The following is an 18,028-nucleotide window of genomic DNA, read 5'->3' on the forward strand; positions in this document are numbered from 1 at the left end:
CGCAAACACAGAACCGCCTCGCGCGCCGGCGGCATAGATTCGGCGCATGCCTACAAAGATCAAGAAATCCCTGCACACCGAACTCGGCCACAGCACGCCCGACAAGATCACCGTGCGCGGGCGCGACCTGCCCTCCGAGATCCTCGGCCACCTGAACCTCGGCGACATGGCTTTCCTGGAGCTCACCGGCCGCATTCCGACGCCGCAGGAATCGGTCACCTTCAACGCCATCGTCGTCACGCTGGTCGAGCACGGCATCACGCCGAGCGCGCTGGCCGCGCGCCTCACCTATGCGGGCGCGCCCGAAGCATTGCAGGCCGCCGTGGCCGCAGGCCTGTGCGGGTTGGGCAGCGTGTTCGTGGGCAGCACCGAGGGCGCGGCGAAGATGCTCTATGAGGCCGTTCCCTTCGGCGAGAAGCCGGCGCGGCCGCTTGCCGAGATGGCGCAGGAGATCGTCGCCGACCACCGCGCGCGCAAACAGATCGTGCCGGGCCTCGGGCATCCGCTGCACAAGCCCATCGACCCGCGCACGCCGCGACTGTTCCAGATTGCCGAGGAGAACGGCCTTTCCGGCCATTACGTCGCGCTGATGCAGGCGGTGCAGCAGGAAGCCGAGCGCGTCTCGGGCAAGTCGCTGCCCATCAACGCCACCGGCGCCATCGGCGCGATTGCCGCCGAGTTCGGCTTTCCGTGGAAGATCATTCGCGGCTTCGGCGTGATGGCGCGCGCCATCGGGCTCGTGGGCCACATCCTCGAGGAGATCGACGACCCGATGGCGATCGAGATCTGGCAACGTGTAGAGAAGGAAGCCGGCGGCCCGCGCCAGGATTGAACGAAATGAACAACCACAACGACACCCGCTTTGCCGACATTCGCGACGCCGTGCGCGATCTGTGCGCGCAGTTCCCGAACGAATACTTCCGCAAGGTCGACGAGGCGCGCGGCTACCCCGCCGAGTTCGTCGACGCGCTCACCAAGGCCGGCTGGATGGCCGCGCTCATTCCGCAGGAGTACGGCGGCTCCGGCCTCGGGCTCACCGAAGCCTCGGTGATCATGGAAGAGATCAACCGCTGCGGCGGCAACTCCGGTGCCTGCCACGGCCAGATGTACAACATGGGCACGCTGCTGCGCCACGGCAGCGAGGCGCAAAAGCGCAACTACCTGCCGCGCATTGCGACCGGCGAACTGCGCCTGCAGTCGATGGGCGTGACCGAGCCCAGCACCGGCACCGACACCACCAAGATCAAGACCACGGCCGTGAAGAAGGGCGACCGCTACGTCATCAATGGGCAGAAGGTGTGGATCTCGCGCATCCAGCATTCGGACCTGATGATCTTGCTGGCGCGCACCACGCCGCTGGCCGACGTTAAGAAGAAGTCAGAGGGTATGTCGATCTTCATCGTCGACCTGCGCGAAGCCATCGGCAATGGCATGACGGTGCGGCCCATCCTGAACATGGTGAACCACGAGACCAACGAGCTCTTCTTCGAAAACCTCGAGATTCCCGCGGAGAACCTGATCGGCGAAGAAGGCCAGGGCTTCAAGTACATCCTGGACGGACTCAACGCCGAGCGCACGCTGATCGCCGCCGAATGCATCGGCGACGGCTATTGGTTCATCGACAAGGTGACGGCCTACACCAAGGAGCGCGTGGTGTTCGGCCGTCCCATCGGACAGAACCAGGGCGTGCAGTTTCCGATTGCCGAGGCCTTCATCGAGATCGAGGCCGCGAACCTGATGCGTTATGAGGCCTGCCGCTTGTTCGATGCGCGCGAGCCCTGCGGCGCGCAGGCCAACATGGCGAAGTACCTTGCAGCCAAAGCCAGCTGGGAGGCGGCCAATGCCTGCCTGCAGTTCCATGGCGGCTTCGGCTTTGCGTGCGAATACGACATCGAGCGCAAGTTCCGCGAGACGCGGCTCTACCAGGTGGCGCCGATCTCGACGAACTTGATCCTGAGCTATGTGGCGGAGCACATGCTTGGCCTCCCCCGATCGTTCTGAAGACCTCTCATGACTTCATCGAATCATCCCAGCCAGACACTGGCCACCTTCGCCGCCGAACTGAAGTTCGCGGACATTCCAGCCCCCGTGCTGCGCCGCACCGAAGACTTGATGCTCGATTGGCTGGGCTCCGTGCTCGCGGCGCGCACCGCGCGGCCGGTGCGCAGCATCGAACGCTTCGCGCAGATGATGGGGCCCGCCGATGGGCCGAGTGAAATACTGACCTCGCGCCGCACCAGCTCGCCGGTGTTTGCCGCGCTCGTCAACGCGGCGGCTTCACACTACGTGGAGCAGGACGACGTGCACAACGGCTCGGTGTTCCATCCCGCGGCCGTGGTCATCGCGCCCGCGCTGGCCGTGGCGCAGAGCCTGGGTGCAAGCGGTGCACAGTTGCTGACTGCGGTGGCCGCGGGCTACGAGGTGGGCATCCGCGTCGGCGAGTTTCTCGGCCGCTCCCACTACAGGACCTTTCACACGACCGCGACGGCAGGCACGCTGGCCGCGGCGGCCGCGGTGGGCAGCCTGTTGAAGCTCACGCCACAGCAGATGCTGCACGCCTTCGGTTCGGCCGGAACGCAGTCGGCCGGAGTGTGGGAGTTCTTGCGCGACGCGGCCGATTCCAAGCAGCTGCACTGCGCGCATGCGGCTGCCAGCGGACTGATGTCGGCCTATCTTGCGCAGGACGGTTTCACCGGTGCAGCCAAGGTGCTGGAAGGTGCGCAAGGCCTCGGCGTGGGCATGTCGAGCGATGCCGATCCCGCGAAGCTCACCGATCACCTCGGCACGCGCTGGGCGTTGGCCGAAACCTCGTTCAAGTACCACGCCTCGTGCCGACACACGCATCCCGCAGCCGATGCGCTGCTGCAAGTCATGGCGCAGAACAACCTGAAGCATGACGACGTGGCCCGCGTGACCACGCACGTGCATCAAGGTGCCATTGACGTGCTGGGCCGTGTCACGGTGCCGGCCACCGTGCACCAGGGCAAGTTCTCGATGGGCACGGTGCTGGGACTCATCGCGGTGCATGGCCGCGCGGGCCTCGGCGAATTCGACCGCGACTTTCTCGCGCCCGAAGTGGCCGCGTTCCGCGACAAGGTGGCGATGGCACTCGATGCCGAGGTCGACACCGCCTACCCCGCGCGCTGGATCGGCAAGGTGAGCGTGCAGACCCGCGACGGCCGCACGCTGCAAGGCCGTGTCGACGAGCCCAAGGGCGATCCGGGCAACACCCTGAGCCGCGCGGAGATCGAAGACAAGATGCAGCGCCTGACGCACTACGGAGAAGGCGCCACGGCCGACGAGGCCAAGGCCTTGTGCCAGCGCATCTGGCAACTGGCCGATGCACCGCGCGTGGACCGCTGGCTGCCCTGAAGGCAGCACGGCGCACGCGCAAGCTACGGCGCGATCAGATGGTCGAACAGCTCGCGCGCGGAGGCCGGCAGCTGTTCGCGGTCGCGCGCAATGAGCTTGAGTTCGCGCTCGGCCCATGCATCGCTGAGCGCAACGGTCGAGATCCGCATGGCCATCGACAGCCGCTGCGCCGATGAGGCCGGCAGCACGCCGACACCCACGCCCGCCTCGATCATCAGGCAGATCGCCTCGAAGCTGCTGACCTGGATGCGCGGGTTGAAACCGCGGCCGGCCAGCTCGGCGCGGCGCTGCAAAAATCGGTGGATGGCGCTGCCGTGGTGCAGGCCCACGTGCTGCTCGTCGAGCGTGTCGGCAAAGGCCACCGAGGGTGCGCCCGCAAGGTGGTGGTTGAGGGGCACCACCAGCACGAGCTGGTTGCGGCCGAAGGGGCGCGCGTCGAATTCCCCCGTGTGAACGTCGCCGGCCAGGATGCCGATGTCGGCCTCGCCGTCGGCCACCGCGCGCACGATTTCTTCGCTCAGGTATTCGCGCAGGTCCACCTGCACGGCCGGATGTTGCGTGAGAAAACCGGCCAGCTTCTGCGGCAGGTATTCCGTGATGGAGGTGGTGTTGGCGAACACGCGCACGTGGCCCTTGATGCCCTTGCCGAAGTCCTGCATGTCGCAGCGCAGGTGCTCCATCTGCTGCATCACACGCTTGGCATGGTAGAGCACCGCCTGGCCCGCGGCCGTGAGGCTCACGCCCTGTGCGCTGCGGTGCAGCAGCTTGCCGCCCACGGCTTCTTCCATCTGCTTGATGCGCGTGGAGGCCGCCGCTAGCGAGATGCAGGCTTTTTCGGCGCCGCGCGTGAGGCTGCGCGCCTCGGCCACGTAGACGAACAGTTTCAGGTCGAACAGGTCGAAATGCAGGTTCACCGGACAAGCGCGCCACAAGAGATAGAAGCACACATTGTCCGGCGAATGGCGCCGGGTGCGCCGGCCTCAGGGTTTGACCTCAGCGGCCTGGCCTCAGACGGGGTCCCAGCTGAACACGTCCGCCGAGCGGTCCAGCGGATGGAAGCTCGCGCGCATGGCGGGCATGGCGTGCTCGGCAATGCTCTGGGGCGTCCAGCCTTCAGAGCGGTGGATGGAGCGCACCGGCCGCGGCTGGCTGATGAGCGAGATCTCGTTGTTGCGCACCGAGAAGATCTGGCCGTTGACCGCACTGGCCGCCTCGCTCGCAAGGTACACCGCGAGCGGCGCCACCTTGGCGGGCGTCATCTGCTTGATCTTGTCGACGCGGGCGCGCTGCTCGTCGGTGTCGGTGGGAATGGCGCCGATCATGCGGCTCCACGCGAAGGGCGCAATGCAGTTGGAACGCACGTTGAACTTGAGCATGTCGAGCGCAATCGACTTCGACAGCGCCACGATCCCGAGCTTGGCCGCCGCATAGTTGGCCTGGCCATAGTTGCCGATGAGGCCCGAAGTCGAGGTCATGTGCACCAGGGCGCCCGAGTTCTGCTCCTTGAAGTGCGTGGCCGCCGCGCGGCTCACGTAGTAGGCGCCGTAGAGATGCACCTTGATCACGGCGTCCCATTCGTCGACCGACATCTTGTGGAAGAAGCGGTCGCGCAGGATACCGGCGTTGTTGATCACGGCGTCGATGCGCCCGAAGCTCTCGACCGCGCATTCGACGATGCGCGCCGCGCTGGCCGCATCGGCCACGCTGTCGGTGTTGGGCACGGCCTGGCCGCCCGCGGCGCGGATCTCGTCGACCACCTGCTGCGCCGGGCCGGCGCTGCCGCCCTCGCCGTCAAGCGCGGCGCCGATGTCATTCACCACCACCTTGGCGCCGTGGCTCGCCATGGCCAGCGCGATGTCGCGCCCGATGCCGCCGCCTGCGCCGGTGACGACGACTGTTTTTCCTTCAACCATGTGTGTCTGCTCCGGGAAATCCGCCCGCGGTTCACGGGCGGATCCAGAATGCCACAGCAGCGCGGTTGCGAGTTTCTGATTTCCGAAGAGGGGCTTCAGCGACGCGCGCTCTGCTTATTGCCGCGCGGTGCGGATGTTGGGCGGCAGCGCCTGCGGCCAGCTGGTGCGAAACGGATTGATGTCGAGCCCGCCGCGCCGCGTGTAGCGTGCGTACACGGCGAGCTTGTTGGGCTGGCACTGGCGCCAGATGTCGGTGAACATGCGCTCGACGCAGGGTTCGTGAAACTCGTTGTGGTTGCGAAAGCTCACGATGTACGCCAGGAGGCCGGCCTGGTCGATGGCCGGGCCGCTGTAGCGGATCTGCACGCTGCCCCAGTCGGGCTGGCCGGTGACGAGGCAATTGCTCTTGAGCAGACGGCTCGTGAGCGTTTCGTTCACCGGCGGCTGGCTGGTGTCGCTCGACAGCAGCTCGGGCGCGGGCTGGTAGTGCGTGCACTCGATGTCCAGGCGGTCGAGATCCAGGCCGTCGAGTTCGTGCACCGGCTCGCGGTCGAACATGTCGGGCGCCAGCAGCTTCACGCCGATGCCGGCGGACTGGTCGCTGCCGCGCCAGAGCGCTTCGGACAGGTCGGTGCGCAGGCGGTCGCGCACGGCATCGAGGCTCGCGAAAGCGGTGCTGTTGAAGCTGTTGAGGTACAGCTTGAACGACTTGCTCTCGATGATGTTGGGCGTTTCGCAAGGCACGGTGAAGTGCGCAATGGCCAGTTGCGGCTTGCCGCGCAGGTTGAGCCAGCTCACCTCGAAGGCGGTCCAGAGATCGGCGCCGAAGAAAGGCAGCTGGGCGCCGATGATGCCCATGGCCTCGCGCTGGGTGGCGCGCGAAATCGGAAAGAGCAGCGAGGGGTCGTACTTGTCGGCGTAGGCCGAGGCACGGCCCAGCTGCGACTGCTCGGGGGTGTTGGGGTTGTCGGGGGCGTTGTCGAGGCTCATGGCTTTTCCTTGGCGTCCACGGCATGCGCGAACGGGGCAATGTGGTTGGCGAGGATGGTGCAGACCTGCGGCGGCAGGTCGTGGCCCATGCCGGGAATGCCGATGAACGTCGAGCCCGGAATGCGCTCCGCCGAATCCTTGCCGCAGGCAATGGGCACGAGGGCGTCGGCTTCGCCGTGCAGCACCAGCGTCGGCCTCTGGATGCGCGGCAGGATCTGCGGGCGATCATCATCGGCGCCAATGGCCAGCATCTGACGCATCAGGCCGGCCGGACGGTACGAACGGCGCATGCTGAAGGTGAGGCGTTCGGCCAGTTCCTCGTCGGTCTGCGGATACGCCGGGCTCTGGATCAGGCGCAAAAGCTTGATGCTGTGCGCCACGAGCTCGGCCTCGCTGCGGCCCAGGGGTCTGCGCATGAGCATGGCGGTCACCTCGCGACGCGGACCGGGCAGGCCGCGCGCGCCGCTCGAACTCATGATGCTCACGAGGCTGGCAACGCGCTGCGGCGCACTGGCGGCAAGGCGCTGCGCGATCATGCCGCCCATGGAGGCCCCGACGATGTGGGCCTTGGGGATGCCCAGCGCATCGAGCACGCCGATCGAGTCTTGCGTCATGTCCTGCAGGGTGTAGGCCGAGCGCACCTTCAGCCCCAGGCGGTGGCGAACGGTTTCCCAGACGATGTTGCCGGTACCGGCATGGTCGAAGCCCTGGCTCAGGCCGATGTCGCGGTTGTCGTGGCGCACCACGCGAAAACCCGCGTCGACCAGTTGCCGTACGAAGCCATTCGGCCACGCCACCAGCTGCATGCCCAGGCCCATGATGAGCAGGACGACGGGGCGCCCCTCCCCGCCGGTATCGTCGACTTCGATCTGCAGCCCGTTGGCGGTGACTTTCATCGGTTCCTTGTGGCTATTTGAATTCGCGCTCGCGCAGCCACTTGGTGGCAACCCATTTCTCGCCCGCGAGCACGGGCGCCCCGCCATGCAGCGTGCGGGTGGCGGGGTCGGGCTCGTCGTAGCTGAAGAACACGCCGGTGCCGCGCACGGGCGCCACTTCCAGGCCCACGTCAGGGAAGGTGGTGGCACCGCCCTGCTCGGGCTCCTGCAGGTACATCACGAGCGTGGCCACGCGCTGGCCGCCGCGCTTGAGGATTGTGGGCGTGCCGGGCTCGCCCGGGTCGAAGTAGTCGTAGTGCGGGCGGTACTGGGCACCGGGCGCATAGCGCAGGATCTGCAGGCCTTCGCCAAATTCAACCGGCCAGCGCAGCAATGCGGCAATGCGCTGCTCCAGGCGCGCGACGATGTCGTTCTCGCCGCGCTCGAAGAACATGCCTTCGCTGGTGCGGTCGACGTTCAGCACTTCACCGCCGGTGCGCGTTTCGACCGTGAGCGAGCGCGCCAGCCGCACCCGGGCCGCGGCAATCAGGCCTTCGCATTCCTCGGGCGAAAGCAGGTTGCCGAACACCACCACCCGCGGATGCCGCATGGTGTGCAGCACCTGCACGCGGCGGTCGCCCGCATCGATGTAGAGCGGCGCGCCTTCAAGGTCGGGGCCGGGCATTTCGGCGCGCGGTGTCTTCGCAGCCACCTCCAAGTGCGGAAAGCCGGCCTCGAGCTGAGCCAGCGCGAGATCGGTGGCCGCGTCCTTCCAGCCGGCTGCGCGCATCGACGCGCGCAGCGCGGGCACCGAATGCCCCGCCGCGAGCTGCGACACCAGCCATTCCCTCAGCTCGGGACTGATCGCCTGTGACATCTCAAGCCTTCCTCCTGAACACCAGCCTTTCGGCTGTCGATACGCTGGCATCGAAACCATAACCCTCGAGATCGAATTTTTCCAGCGCCTTGGGTGTGGCCGCCTTGTGCAGCACCGCCCAGCGCGCGAGCAGGCCGCGGGCGCGCTTGGCGTAGAAGCTCACGATCTTGAATTTGTCGCCCTTCCATTCCTCGAACACGCATTCGACCACGCGGGCCTTGAGCGTCTTCAGGTCCACCGACTTGAAATATTCCTGCGAGGCGACATTGACCACGACGGGCGTGCGGTCTGCAGCCAGGCGCTCGTTGAGGTGCTCCGCAATGCGCGAGCCCCAGAAGGCATACAGGTCCTTGCCATGGCGGTTGGCCAGTGCCGTGCCCATCTCCAGCCGGTAGGGCTGCAGCAGGTCGAGCGGGCGCAGCAGGCCATAAAGGCCGCTCAAGATGCACACATGCTCCTGCGCCCAGGCCAGTTGCGCGGGCGTGAGCGAGCGGGCATCGAGGCCGCCGTACACGTCGCCATCGAATGCGAAGGCCGCCTGGCGAGCATTCTTCGGCGTGCTCTTGCCGGCCCAGGCCTGGTAGCGCGCCACGTTGAGGGCGGAGAGCTTGTCCGACAGGTGCATGAGCTCCGAGATCTGCAGCGGCGACTTCTCGCGCAACAGCTTGATCAGTTCGACCGAAGGGCCGCGCGGGGATTCGAAATGGGGTTGGGTGGCAGGGATTTCGACGGGAATGGGGGTGTCGTAGTCGAGCGACTTTGCAGGGGAAAGCAAGAAGAGCATCCCGGAATTATGTGGGGTGGGGCTGGCCGGGGGCCGCCCCGGTAAAATCGCTGGCTATCCCACCCTTGTCTCCACGGCTCCCCCGAAGGCGCCGTTCTGCATCTCCCTGCATCTCCTGCATCTCCAATGAGCGAATCCACCACTCCTTCCGCCCAGCCTGGTCTGGACAGCCTGTCCAAATCGTTCGAACCCGCCGCCATCGAGGCGCACTGGGGCCCGGAGTGGGAAAAGCGCGGCTATGCCAAGGCCGGTTTCCGCGGCACCCAGCAGCCGAAGGAAGGCGCCGATTCGTTCGCGATCCAGCTGCCGCCGCCCAATGTGACGGGCACGCTGCACATGGGCCATGCGTTCAATCAGACCATCATGGACAGCCTCGCGCGCTACCACCGCATGAAGGGCGACAACACCCTGTGGGTGCCGGGCACCGACCATGCGGGCATCGCGACGCAGATCGTGGTGGAACGGCAGCTGCAGGAACAGAAGATCAGCCGCCACGACATGGGCCCGACGCCCGCCGAGGCACGCAAGAACTTCGTCGCCAAGGTGTGGGAGTGGAAGGAAAAGAGCGGCAACACCATCACCGGCCAGATGCGCCGCATGGGCGACACGGTCGACTGGAGCCGCGAATACTTCACGATGGACGACGACCTTTCGCAGGTCGTGACGCAAACCTTCGTCTCGCTCTATGAAGAAGGCCTGATCTACCGCGGCAAGCGCCTGGGCAACTGGGACCCGGTGCTCAAGACCTCGGTGAGCGACCTCGAAGTGGAAAGCGAAGAGGAAGACGGTTCGCTCTGGCACATCGCCTATCCGCTGGAAGACGGGAGCGCCACGCTGACCGTTGCCACCACGCGGCCCGAAACCATGCTGGGCGACACGGCCGTCATGGTTCACCCCGAAGACGAGCGCTACAAACACCTGATCGGCCAGCGCGTGAAGCTGCCGCTGGTGGACAGGCTGATCCCGATCATTGCCGACGACTACGTCGACAAGGAGTTCGGCACCGGCGTGGTCAAGGTGACGCCCGCGCACGACTACAACGACTACGCCGTCGGCCAGCGCCACAAGCTCGATGTGATCGGCATCCTCACGCTGGACGCCACCATCAACGACAACGCGCCCGAGAAATACCGCGGCATGGACCGCTTCGTGGCGCGCAAGGCCATCGTGGCTGACCTCGATGCGCTTGGCCTCATGGTCGAGGTGAAGAAGCACAAGTTGATGGTGCCGCGCTGCGCGCGCTCGGGCGCCATCGTCGAGCCGATGCTCACCGACCAGTGGTACGTGGCCATGACGCGGCCCGGCGCCGACGGCACGTCGATCGCGCAGAAGGCCATCGACGTGGTGAAGACCGGCGAGGTGCGCTTCGTGCCCGAGAACTGGGTCAACACCTACAACCACTGGATGGAGAACATCCAGGACTGGACCATTTCGCGCCAGCTCTGGTGGGGCCATCAGATTCCGGCTTGGTATGACGACGAAGGCACGGTGTACGTCGCGCATGACGAGGCAGAGGCGGAGGCCAAGGCACCGGGCAAGAAGCTGCGCCGCGACGAAGACGTGCTCGACACCTGGTACTCGTCGGCGCTGGTGCCCTTCTCTTCGCTCGGCTGGCCCGAGAAGACGAAGGACCTGGAGCTGTACCTGCCCTCGAGCGTGCTGGTGACGGGCTACGACATCATCTTCTTCTGGGTCGCCCGGATGATCATGATGACCAAGCACTTCACCGGCAAGGTGCCGTTCAAGGACGTGTACATCCATGGCCTGGTGCGCGATGCGCAGGGCAAGAAGATGAGCAAGTCCGAAGGCAACGTGCTCGACCCGGTCGACCTGATCGACGGCATCGCATTGCCCGAGCTGCTCGACAAGCGCACGCAAGGCCTGCGCAAGCCCGAGACCGCGCCCGCGGTGCGCAAGAACACACAGAAAGAATTTCCCGAAGGCATTCCGGCCTTTGGCGCCGACGCGCTGCGCTTCACGTTCGCGTCGCTGGCATCGCTCGGCCGCAGCATCAACTTCGACAGCAAGCGCTGCGAAGGCTATCGCAACTTCTGCAACAAGCTCTGGAACGCCACGCGCTTCGTGCTGATGAATTGCGAAGGCCAGGACTGCGGCCTGCGCGAACACACCAAGGAAGAGTGCGCGGTCGGCGGACCGGCCCACGGCTACCTCAAGTTCAGCCGCGCCGATTTCTGGATCGCCTCGAAGCTGCAGCGCGTCGAAGCCGAAGTGGCCAAGGGCTTCGAGGAATACCGGCTTGACAACGTGGCCAACGCCATCTACCAGTTTGCGTGGGACGAGTTCTGCGACTGGTACCTCGAGATTGCCAAGGTGCAGATCCAGACAGGTAACGATTCGCAAAAGCGTGCCACGCGCCGCACGCTGATTCGCACGCTCGAAGCACTGCTGCGCCTTGCGCATCCTGTGATTCCGTTCATTACCGAAGAGCTGTGGCAGAAGGTCGCGCCGGTGGCCGGACGCGAGGGTGAATCGATAATGGTGGCGGCATACCCGAAGAGTCAGCCCGAAAAAATCGACGAAGCAGCCGAGGCGCACGTGGCGCGGCTGAAGGCCCTGGTGGATGCGTGCCGTACGCTGCGCGGCGAAATGAACGTGTCGCCTGCCGTGCGACTGCCGCTCTACGCGGTGGCCGACGATGCCGAAGGCGCTGCGTTCCTGCGCGACGCGGCACCGGTGCTGCAAGCGCTTGCCAAGCTCAAGGAAGTGAAGGTCTTCGACGACGAGGCCTCATGGTCGGCAGCAGCCGAAGCAGCGCCTGTGGCCGTGGTGGGCACGGCACGCCTCTGCCTGCACATGGAGATCGACAAGGCTGCCGAGCGTGCGCGCATAGGCAAGGAAATTGCTCGCATCGAAGGCGAGATCCTGAAAGTGAACGGCAAGCTCGGCAATGAAGCCTTTGTAGCTAAGGCACCACCGGCTGTCATCGAACAGGAGCGCAAACGCCTGAGCGATTTCAGTGCAACGTTGGAACGTCTTCGCGATCAGCTTGTGCGCCTTGGCTGACACACATGGATCGGGTCAGGGTTTAGGATGACAAAAGCGGTATTTCGGTACCGTTTATTGACTTCTAAAACCTTCTTCTTCAACTGAACGAACAGACGCCCAAATTGTCCATGCCCATTCCCTCGACACGCATCCGCAAGGCCGTATTTCCTGTTGCAGGTTTCGGCACCCGCTTTCTGCCCGCCACCAAGGCGCAGCCAAAGGAAATGCTGCCGGTTGTCGACAAGCCACTCATCCAGTACGCGGTTGAGGAAGCCTACGCGGCGGGCATTCGCGACATGATTTTCGTAACGGGCCGAAACAAGCGTGCCATCGAAGATCACTACGACACCGCCTACGAACTCGAGAGTCAGCTCGAGGCCAGCGGCAAACTCGAACTGCTCAACATCGCGCGCTCCGTGATGCCCGACGACATGACCTGCTCCTACGTGCGCCAGCCGCGCATGCTGGGTTTGGGCCATGCGGTGCTGTGTGCCGAACACCTGGTGGGCAACGAGCCCTTCGCCGTGCTGCTGGCCGATGACCTGATGGTCGGCCCCGTGGGCGGTGCACCGGTGCTCGCACAAATGACCGCCGCCTTCGGCAAACTCGGCGCTTCGTTGCTTGCAGTGCAAGAGGTGCCGCTCGAGCACGTGAAGCGCTACGGCATCGTGGCAGGCGAATCCATCGGCGACGATCTCGTGAAGGTCGATCGCATGATCGAGAAGCCCTCGCCGGACAAGGCACCCTCGCGCCTTGGCGTGGCGGGTCGCTACATCCTCACGCCCGGCGTGTTCGACGAGATTCGCAACCAGCCCAAGGGCGCGGGCGGCGAGATCCAGCTCACCGACGGCATTGCGGCGCTGATGAAGAAGGAAGCGGTCTACGCCTATGCCTACAAGGGCATCCGCTACGACTGCGGCAGCAAGGAAGGCTTTCTGCAAGCCTCGGTGGAGCTTGCGCTGGCGCACCCCGAAGTGGGCGCGCAATTCCGCGAGTATCTGAAGAGCCTGGAGCTCTGAAGAGAAAGGGCCCCGACGGGGCCCTTTTCTTTTTTGGTCAGCGCCTCTTCAGCACATGGATGAAGTCGCTGCCGACGGTTTGCTGCTCGACCAGCTCGTTGCCGGTCTGGCGCGCAAAGGCCTGGAAGTCGCGCACCGAGCCCGGGTCGGTCGACACCACCTTGAGCAGCTGACCGCTCGCCATGTCGTTGAGCGACTTCTTCGCCTTGAGAATGGGCAGCGGGCAGTTCAGTCCGCGTGTGTCGATTTCGCGATCAACTTCCATGCTTTGGCTCCTCGGGCGGCAGCACGAGTCCGCGGCGCCGCGCTTCGTTTTCGGCCGCGGTGAAGAACACGGGCTCGTGGCCGCGCGTGCGCAGCCAGTCGGCCAGCGCATAGCCGGTGCCGGCGGGCCAGCACTTGAGGTCGGGCAGATCGTAAAGGCGATAGTCCACGAGCTCGGGCGAGAGGCTGACCTCGCCATCGGCCACCACGTGGTAGGCGATGATGATCTGGTTCATGCGCTGGAAGTCGTACGCGCCAACGAGCTTGGCCGCGCTCACGTCGAGATTGGTTTCTTCCTTCACCTCGCGCGCAATGCCCTCCTCGGGCGTTTCGCCAGCCTCCATGAAGCCGGTGATCAGCGCATACATCTTGGCGGGCCAGGCCGCGTTGCGCGCCAGCAGCACCTGGCCGCGGTACTCGACGATGGCGGCGAGCACGGGCGTGGGATTGTTCCAGTGCGTGTGGCCGCAGGACGGGCAGCGCAGGCGCTCCTTGGGACCGCCGTCTTCCATCAGCGCGATCCATTCGAGCGGCGTGGCACAGGCCTGGCAGAACTTGGGGTGGGGCATGGTTGTGGCTCTGTCAGGCGGGGAACACGCCGGTCGAAAGATAGCGGTCGCCGCGGTCGCACACGACAAACACGATGGTGGCGTTCTCCACCGTCTTGGCCACTTCGAGCGCCACCCAGAGAGCACCGGCGGCCGAGATGCCGCCGAAGATGCCCTCTTCGCGCGCGAGGCGCCGGCACATTTCTTCGGCGTTGTCCTGGCTCACGCTGATTTCTTCATCGACGCGGCTTGGCTCGTAGATCTTGGGCAGGTATTCGGTGGGCCATTTGCGGATGCCCGGAATGCGCGAGCCTTCGGCCGGCTGCGCGCCAATGATGCGTACCGCGGGGTTCTTTTCCTTCAGGAAGCGCGAGACGCCTGTGATGGTGCCAGTAGTGCCCATGGCGCTCACGAAATGCGTGATCTTGCCCTTGGTGTCGGCCCAGATCTCGGGGCCGGTGGTCTCGTAATGGATGCGCGGATTGTCGGCATTGGCGAACTGGTCGAGCACGCGGCCCTTGCCTTGGGCCACCATCTGTTCGGCAAGGTCGCGCGCGTATTCCATGCCACCGCTCTTGGGCGTGAGCACCAGCTCGGCGCCGAAGGCCTTCATGGTCTGGGCGCGCTCGACGGACAGGTCCTCCGGCATGATCAGCACCATGCGGTAACCCTTGATGGCCGCGGCCATGGCCAGCGCGATGCCGGTATTGCCCGAGGTGGCTTCGATCAGCGTGTCGCCGGGCTTGATTTCGCCGCGCTCCTCGGCGCGCTTGATCATCGAGAGGGCGGGACGATCCTTTACCGAGCCGGCGGGATTGTTGCCTTCCAGCTTGCCGAGGATGACATTGCCGCGCCTGGCATTTTCGGCCGCATCGATGCGTTGCAGTGCCACCAGGGGGGTTTTGCCGATGGCGTCTTCGATCGTCGGATAATTCATGGCAGCCACTGTGCCATAATTTTGGGCTTGCTTCAGAACCCTGCCCGGGTGGTGAAATTGGTAGACGCAGGGGACTCAAAATCCCCCACCGAAAGGTGTGCCGGTTCGATTCCGGCCCCGGGCACCATACTTTTGACTCGCTCTCAGGCTTCCTCGCGCAGCCCCGTGTGCACCGTCGGGTGCGCAAGCCGCACGCGCAGTTCGCGCTTGAGCCGCGTGTTGTCGAGCCGGCGCGATTCCCCCATGAAACTCAGCAGTTGCAGCGGCAATTGGCGCTGGGCTTCGTCGCGCGCCATGCGCGGCGGGCGGGGCATGCCGTACAAGTCGGCGGCCAGATCGATGTAGTCGCCCATGCGCAGTTCGGTGTCGTCGGCGGCATGCACGATGCGCTGCGGCCGGCCGCGGAACAGCGCCGCCACGCAGGCGCGCGCAAGGTCGTCGGCGTGAATGTGGCTGGTGAACACGTCGTCTTCGCGCCGCAGCACGGGCGTGCCGCGCTGCAGTCGCTGGCGCGGCGTGCCGCCTTCGCGGTCTGGCGCGTAGATGCCCGGAATGCGCAGGATGCTCGCGCGCACGCCCGCGCTGCGGCCGAGCCAGCGCACCGCGCGCTCGGCATCCACGCGGCGATGGGCGCGAGGCGTGTCGGGTCGCACGGCCCGTGTCTCGCTCACCCGCGCGCCGCCGCAGTCGCCGTAAACGCCGCTGGTGGAGCCATAGACGAATGCCAGCGGCGTGGAACGCAGCCGCAGCGCGCGTGCCAGCGCAATGGTGCGCTGGTCGCGCCACCACGATGTGCCGCCGTCGCGCGCCGGCGGCGCCAGGTGCAGCACGCGGGTCGCCACGCCGGCCAGCCGCCGCAGCGTGGACGGGTCGTCGAGGTTGCCTACGAGCGGGCGGATGCCAGCGGCCCGCAGCGCCGGCACCCGGTCGGCCGATGAAGTGAGCGCCACCAACTGCATGCGGGCCCGCAAGTTACGCGCCACGCGCTGGCCCACGTCTCCGCACCCCACGATCAGCAGGCGCTCGCGGCGAAAGCGCGCCGGCAGCGCGCCGGAAGGGCTATTGATTGAAGGCAAAATCCGGGTTCCTTTCCCTTTTTCTCTTTTCTGCCACAGGCTGAAACAAGCCGAAGAATACCGATGACTGTTGCAGCGCCGCATGACGCGGGCTTTTCCATCACCGTCGAGCCTAGCGGGCGTCACTTCGTGGTGCATGGCGATGAAACCATTCTCGCGGCCGGGATCCGGCAAGGCATCGGGCTCCCCTATGGGTGCAAGGACGGCGCCTGCGGCTCCTGCAAGTGCAAGAAACTCTCTGGCGAGGTCGAACTCGGCCCGCACCAGAGCAAGGCACTGAGCGCCGAAGAACAGCTGGCGGGCTTCGTGCTGACCTGCTGCGCCCACGCTAAGAGCGACGTGGTGCTCGAATCGCGCCAGGTCACAGAGGCCGGCGCCCTGCCGATCCGAAAGATGCCGGTGCGGGTGCTGGCGCTCACGCGGCTCTCGCACGACGTGATGAAGCTGCGCCTGCAGTTGCCTGCCGGCGAGCCGCTGCAGTTTTACGCGGGGCAGTATGTGGAATTCATCCTCCGCGACGGCGCGCGCCGCAGCTACTCGATGGCGAATGCGCCGCACACGCTGGGCGAGCCGGGCACGGGCATCGAACTGCATCTGCGGCACCTGCCAGGTGGCAAGTTCACCGACCACGTGTTCGGAGTGATGAAAGAGAAGGAAATCCTTCGCATCGAAGGCCCCTACGGCAGCTTCTTCCTGCGCGAGGACTCCGCCAAACCGATGATCTTCCTGGCCTCCGGCACCGGCTTTGCGCCGATCAAGGCGCTGCTCGAGCACATGAAGTTCAAGCGCATCGACCGGCCCGCCACGCTCTACTGGGGCGGCCGCCGGCCCGAAGACCTCTACATGGACGGCTGGATGCGCGAGCAGCTGAAGGAAATGCCGAACCTGCGCTATGTGCCGGTCGTTTCCAATGCCACGCCCGAAGACAACTGGACCGGCCGGACGGGCTTCGTGCACCGCGCGGTGCTGGAAGACTTTGCCGACCTTTCCGGGCACCAGGTGTACGCCTGCGGCGCGCCGATCGTGGTCGACTCGGCCAAGCATGACTACGTGGCGCTGGCCGGCCTGCCCGAAGACGAGTTCTTTGCCGACGCATTCACCACCGAGGCCGACAAGGCGCTTCCCTGATCTCCGATCCGGTTTCCGCGAGACGACACAGAACGAAAAAATGAAAACGAGACACTTCCTTCTTGCACTGCTTACCAGTGCCACGTTGATTGCCACCGGCCAGGCGGCGGCCCAACAGCAGCAACGCCCGATCCGCCTCGTGGTGCCCTACGCCGCGGGCGGGCCGATCGACGTCACGGCCCGCATGCTGGCCGAACGCGTGAAGGACACGCTCGGCACGGTCATCATCGACAACAAGCCCGGTGCGGGCGGCAACATCGGCGCCGACATCGTCGCCAAGGCAGCGCCCGACGGCCTCACCATCGGCATTGCGGCCACCGCCACCCATGCGGTGAATCCGTGGCTCTACAGCAAGATGCCGTTCAACGCGGCGAGCGACTTCGCACCCATCACGCAGATGGTGCGCGTGCCGAACGTGCTGGTGATGAATGCCGAGACGGCGCAGCGCCTGAAGATCAACACCGTGGCCGACCTGGTCCGCTACGCCAAGGCCAACCCGGCCAAGCTCAATTACGGAAGCGGCGGCAACGGCAGCGCCGGGCACCTGGCGGGCGAGCTGTTCAAGAAGCAGGCCGGCATTTTTGCGCTGCACATTCCGTACAACGGTGGCAATCCGGCGCAATTGGCGCTGCTCTCGGGGCAGGTCGATTTCAACTTCGACAACCTTGCCACCGCGGCGCCCAACATCCGCTCAGGCAAGCTCAAGGCCATTGCCGTCACGACCTTGCAGCGCAGCAGCGCCATGCCCGACGTGCCGCCGGTAGCCGACACGCTCAAGGGCTTTTCGATCGACACCTGGTGGGGCCTGGTGGCACCGGCCGGCACGCCGCACGACGTGGTCGTGAAGCTGAACCAGGCCTTCGTCGCGGCACTGAATGCACCCGAAACGAAGACCCGTTTTGCCACGCTGCTGGCCGAGCCCGTGGCCAGTTCGCCCGAACAGTTCGACGCGTTCATGAAGAGCGAGCTCTTCAAGTACGAAGCCGTCGTGAAGGCGACCGGCGCCAGGGTCGACTGACCCCTTCGAAGGTTACTCGCCGAGGTAAGCGGCCCGCACGCGCGGGTCGCGCAGCAGTTCTTTGGCGTCGCCGTCCATCGTGATGAGCCCGGACTCCATCACGTAGCCGCGGTCGGCCAGCTGCAACGCGCGGTTGGCGTTCTGCTCCACCAGCAGAATGGTCACGCCCTGCGCCGCCACGGTCTGCACCACCTCGAAGATCTTGTCGCACATGATGGGCG

General features: G+C 65.6%; 17 protein-coding genes, 1 tRNA gene and 1 pseudogene. 8 read left to right on the forward strand and 11 right to left on the reverse strand.

What is annotated here, in order from left to right; genetic code table 11:
- Positions 1–46 precede the first annotated feature (46 nt).
- From BLR24_RS17000 to BLR24_RS17010, 3 genes are read left to right on the forward strand one after another with little or no spacing between them, the layout of a single operon-like run.
- Positions 47–832 carry a citryl-CoA lyase gene (locus BLR24_RS17000; protein ID WP_093018926.1) on the forward strand — a complete coding sequence of 262 codons (786 nt, stop codon included), beginning with the start codon at positions 47–49 and terminating at the stop codon, positions 830–832.
- A gap of 5 nt (positions 833–837) precedes the next feature.
- Positions 838–2,001 carry an acyl-CoA dehydrogenase family protein gene (locus BLR24_RS17005; RefSeq protein WP_093018928.1) on the forward strand — a complete coding sequence of 388 codons (1,164 nt, stop codon included), beginning with the start codon at positions 838–840 and terminating at the stop codon, positions 1,999–2,001.
- Positions 2,002–2,010: 9 nt separating this feature from the next.
- Positions 2,011–3,372, forward strand: a complete 1,362-nt coding sequence (locus BLR24_RS17010; RefSeq protein WP_093018930.1) for an MmgE/PrpD family protein — start codon at positions 2,011–2,013, stop codon at positions 3,370–3,372.
- A gap of 23 nt (positions 3,373–3,395) precedes the next feature.
- Here the strand turns inward: BLR24_RS17010 and BLR24_RS17015 are convergent, their stop codons facing one another.
- From BLR24_RS17015 to yaaA, 6 genes are all read right to left on the reverse strand, one after another.
- Entirely contained in the window at positions 3,396–4,286 is an 891-nt protein-coding gene (locus tag BLR24_RS17015; RefSeq protein ID WP_093018932.1) for a LysR family transcriptional regulator, read from the reverse strand.
- Between the two features lie 93 nt (positions 4,287–4,379).
- A complete protein-coding gene (locus tag BLR24_RS17020) occupies positions 4,380–5,285 on the reverse strand; it encodes an SDR family NAD(P)-dependent oxidoreductase (RefSeq protein WP_093018934.1) in 906 nt (301 codons plus the stop codon).
- Between the two features lie 114 nt (positions 5,286–5,399).
- Positions 5,400–6,275, reverse strand: a complete 876-nt coding sequence (queF, locus tag BLR24_RS17025) for an NADPH-dependent 7-cyano-7-deazaguanine reductase QueF (RefSeq protein ID WP_093018936.1) — start codon at positions 6,273–6,275, stop codon at positions 5,400–5,402.
- On the reverse strand, positions 6,272–7,171 hold the full coding sequence (locus tag BLR24_RS17030) for an alpha/beta fold hydrolase (protein ID WP_093018938.1): 900 nt from the start codon (positions 7,169–7,171) through the stop codon (positions 6,272–6,274). Before BLR24_RS17030 ends, queF begins: the two co-directional genes overlap by 4 nt.
- Positions 7,172–7,184: 13 nt before the next feature.
- The gene (locus BLR24_RS17035; protein ID WP_093018940.1) at positions 7,185–8,027 is read right to left on the reverse strand and encodes a 2OG-Fe(II) oxygenase; all 843 of its coding nucleotides are present in this window, start codon (positions 8,025–8,027) and stop codon (positions 7,185–7,187) included.
- A gap of 1 nt (position 8,028) precedes the next feature.
- A complete protein-coding gene (yaaA, locus tag BLR24_RS17040) occupies positions 8,029–8,811 on the reverse strand; it encodes a peroxide stress protein YaaA (RefSeq protein WP_093018942.1) in 783 nt (260 codons plus the stop codon).
- Between the two features lie 126 nt (positions 8,812–8,937).
- On the opposite strand from yaaA, the gene BLR24_RS17045 reads away from it, so the two are divergent.
- Both BLR24_RS17045 and galU read left to right on the forward strand, forming a co-directional pair.
- Positions 8,938–11,835, forward strand: coding sequence for a valine--tRNA ligase (locus BLR24_RS17045; RefSeq protein ID WP_093018944.1), 2,898 nt, complete (start codon positions 8,938–8,940; stop codon positions 11,833–11,835).
- A gap of 110 nt (positions 11,836–11,945) precedes the next feature.
- Positions 11,946–12,836, forward strand: a complete 891-nt coding sequence (galU, locus tag BLR24_RS17050; RefSeq protein WP_093018946.1) for a UTP--glucose-1-phosphate uridylyltransferase GalU — start codon at positions 11,946–11,948, stop codon at positions 12,834–12,836.
- Positions 12,837–12,873: 37 nt separating this feature from the next.
- On the opposite strand, the gene BLR24_RS17055 is transcribed toward galU, so the two are convergent.
- From BLR24_RS17055 to cysM, 3 genes are read right to left on the reverse strand one after another with little or no spacing between them, the layout of a single operon-like run.
- Positions 12,874–13,101, reverse strand: a complete 228-nt coding sequence (locus BLR24_RS17055; RefSeq protein WP_093018948.1) for a sulfurtransferase TusA family protein — start codon at positions 13,099–13,101, stop codon at positions 12,874–12,876.
- Positions 13,091–13,669 (reverse strand): NUDIX hydrolase, encoded by a 579-nt coding sequence (locus BLR24_RS17060; RefSeq protein ID WP_093018951.1) that lies wholly within the window; start codon positions 13,667–13,669, stop codon positions 13,091–13,093. The genes BLR24_RS17055 and BLR24_RS17060 overlap by 11 nt, the downstream gene beginning before the upstream one ends.
- A 13-nt stretch (positions 13,670–13,682) precedes the next feature.
- Positions 13,683–14,585 (reverse strand): cysteine synthase CysM, encoded by a 903-nt coding sequence (gene cysM, locus BLR24_RS17065; protein WP_093018954.1) that lies wholly within the window; start codon positions 14,583–14,585, stop codon positions 13,683–13,685.
- Positions 14,586–14,627: 42 nt separating this feature from the next.
- Here cysM and BLR24_RS17070 point away from each other — a divergent pair.
- A tRNA-Leu gene (locus BLR24_RS17070) sits at positions 14,628–14,712 on the forward strand.
- A 16-nt stretch (positions 14,713–14,728) separates the two neighbouring features.
- Here BLR24_RS17070 and BLR24_RS17075 read toward each other — a convergent pair.
- Positions 14,729–15,661 carry an SDR family oxidoreductase gene (locus BLR24_RS17075; RefSeq protein ID WP_093018956.1) on the reverse strand — a complete coding sequence of 311 codons (933 nt, stop codon included), beginning with the start codon at positions 15,659–15,661 and terminating at the stop codon, positions 14,729–14,731.
- A 63-nt stretch (positions 15,662–15,724) separates the two neighbouring features.
- On the opposite strand from BLR24_RS17075, the gene BLR24_RS17080 reads away from it, so the two are divergent.
- Complete coding sequence (locus BLR24_RS17080) at positions 15,725–16,789, forward strand: CDP-6-deoxy-delta-3,4-glucoseen reductase (RefSeq protein WP_093018958.1); 1,065 nt, start codon at positions 15,725–15,727, stop codon at positions 16,787–16,789.
- A 40-nt stretch (positions 16,790–16,829) separates the two neighbouring features.
- On the forward strand, positions 16,830–17,807 hold the full coding sequence (locus BLR24_RS17085) for a tripartite tricarboxylate transporter substrate binding protein (RefSeq protein WP_093018960.1): 978 nt from the start codon (positions 16,830–16,832) through the stop codon (positions 17,805–17,807).
- A gap of 12 nt (positions 17,808–17,819) precedes the next feature.
- Here BLR24_RS17085 and BLR24_RS17090 read toward each other — a convergent pair.
- Positions 17,820–18,028, reverse strand: a pseudogene (locus BLR24_RS17090) (ABC transporter ATP-binding protein); the annotation flags it as partial.

This window comes from Variovorax sp. OV700, assembly GCF_900099805.1.
Lineage (GTDB): Bacteria > Pseudomonadota > Gammaproteobacteria > Burkholderiales > Burkholderiaceae_C > Variovorax.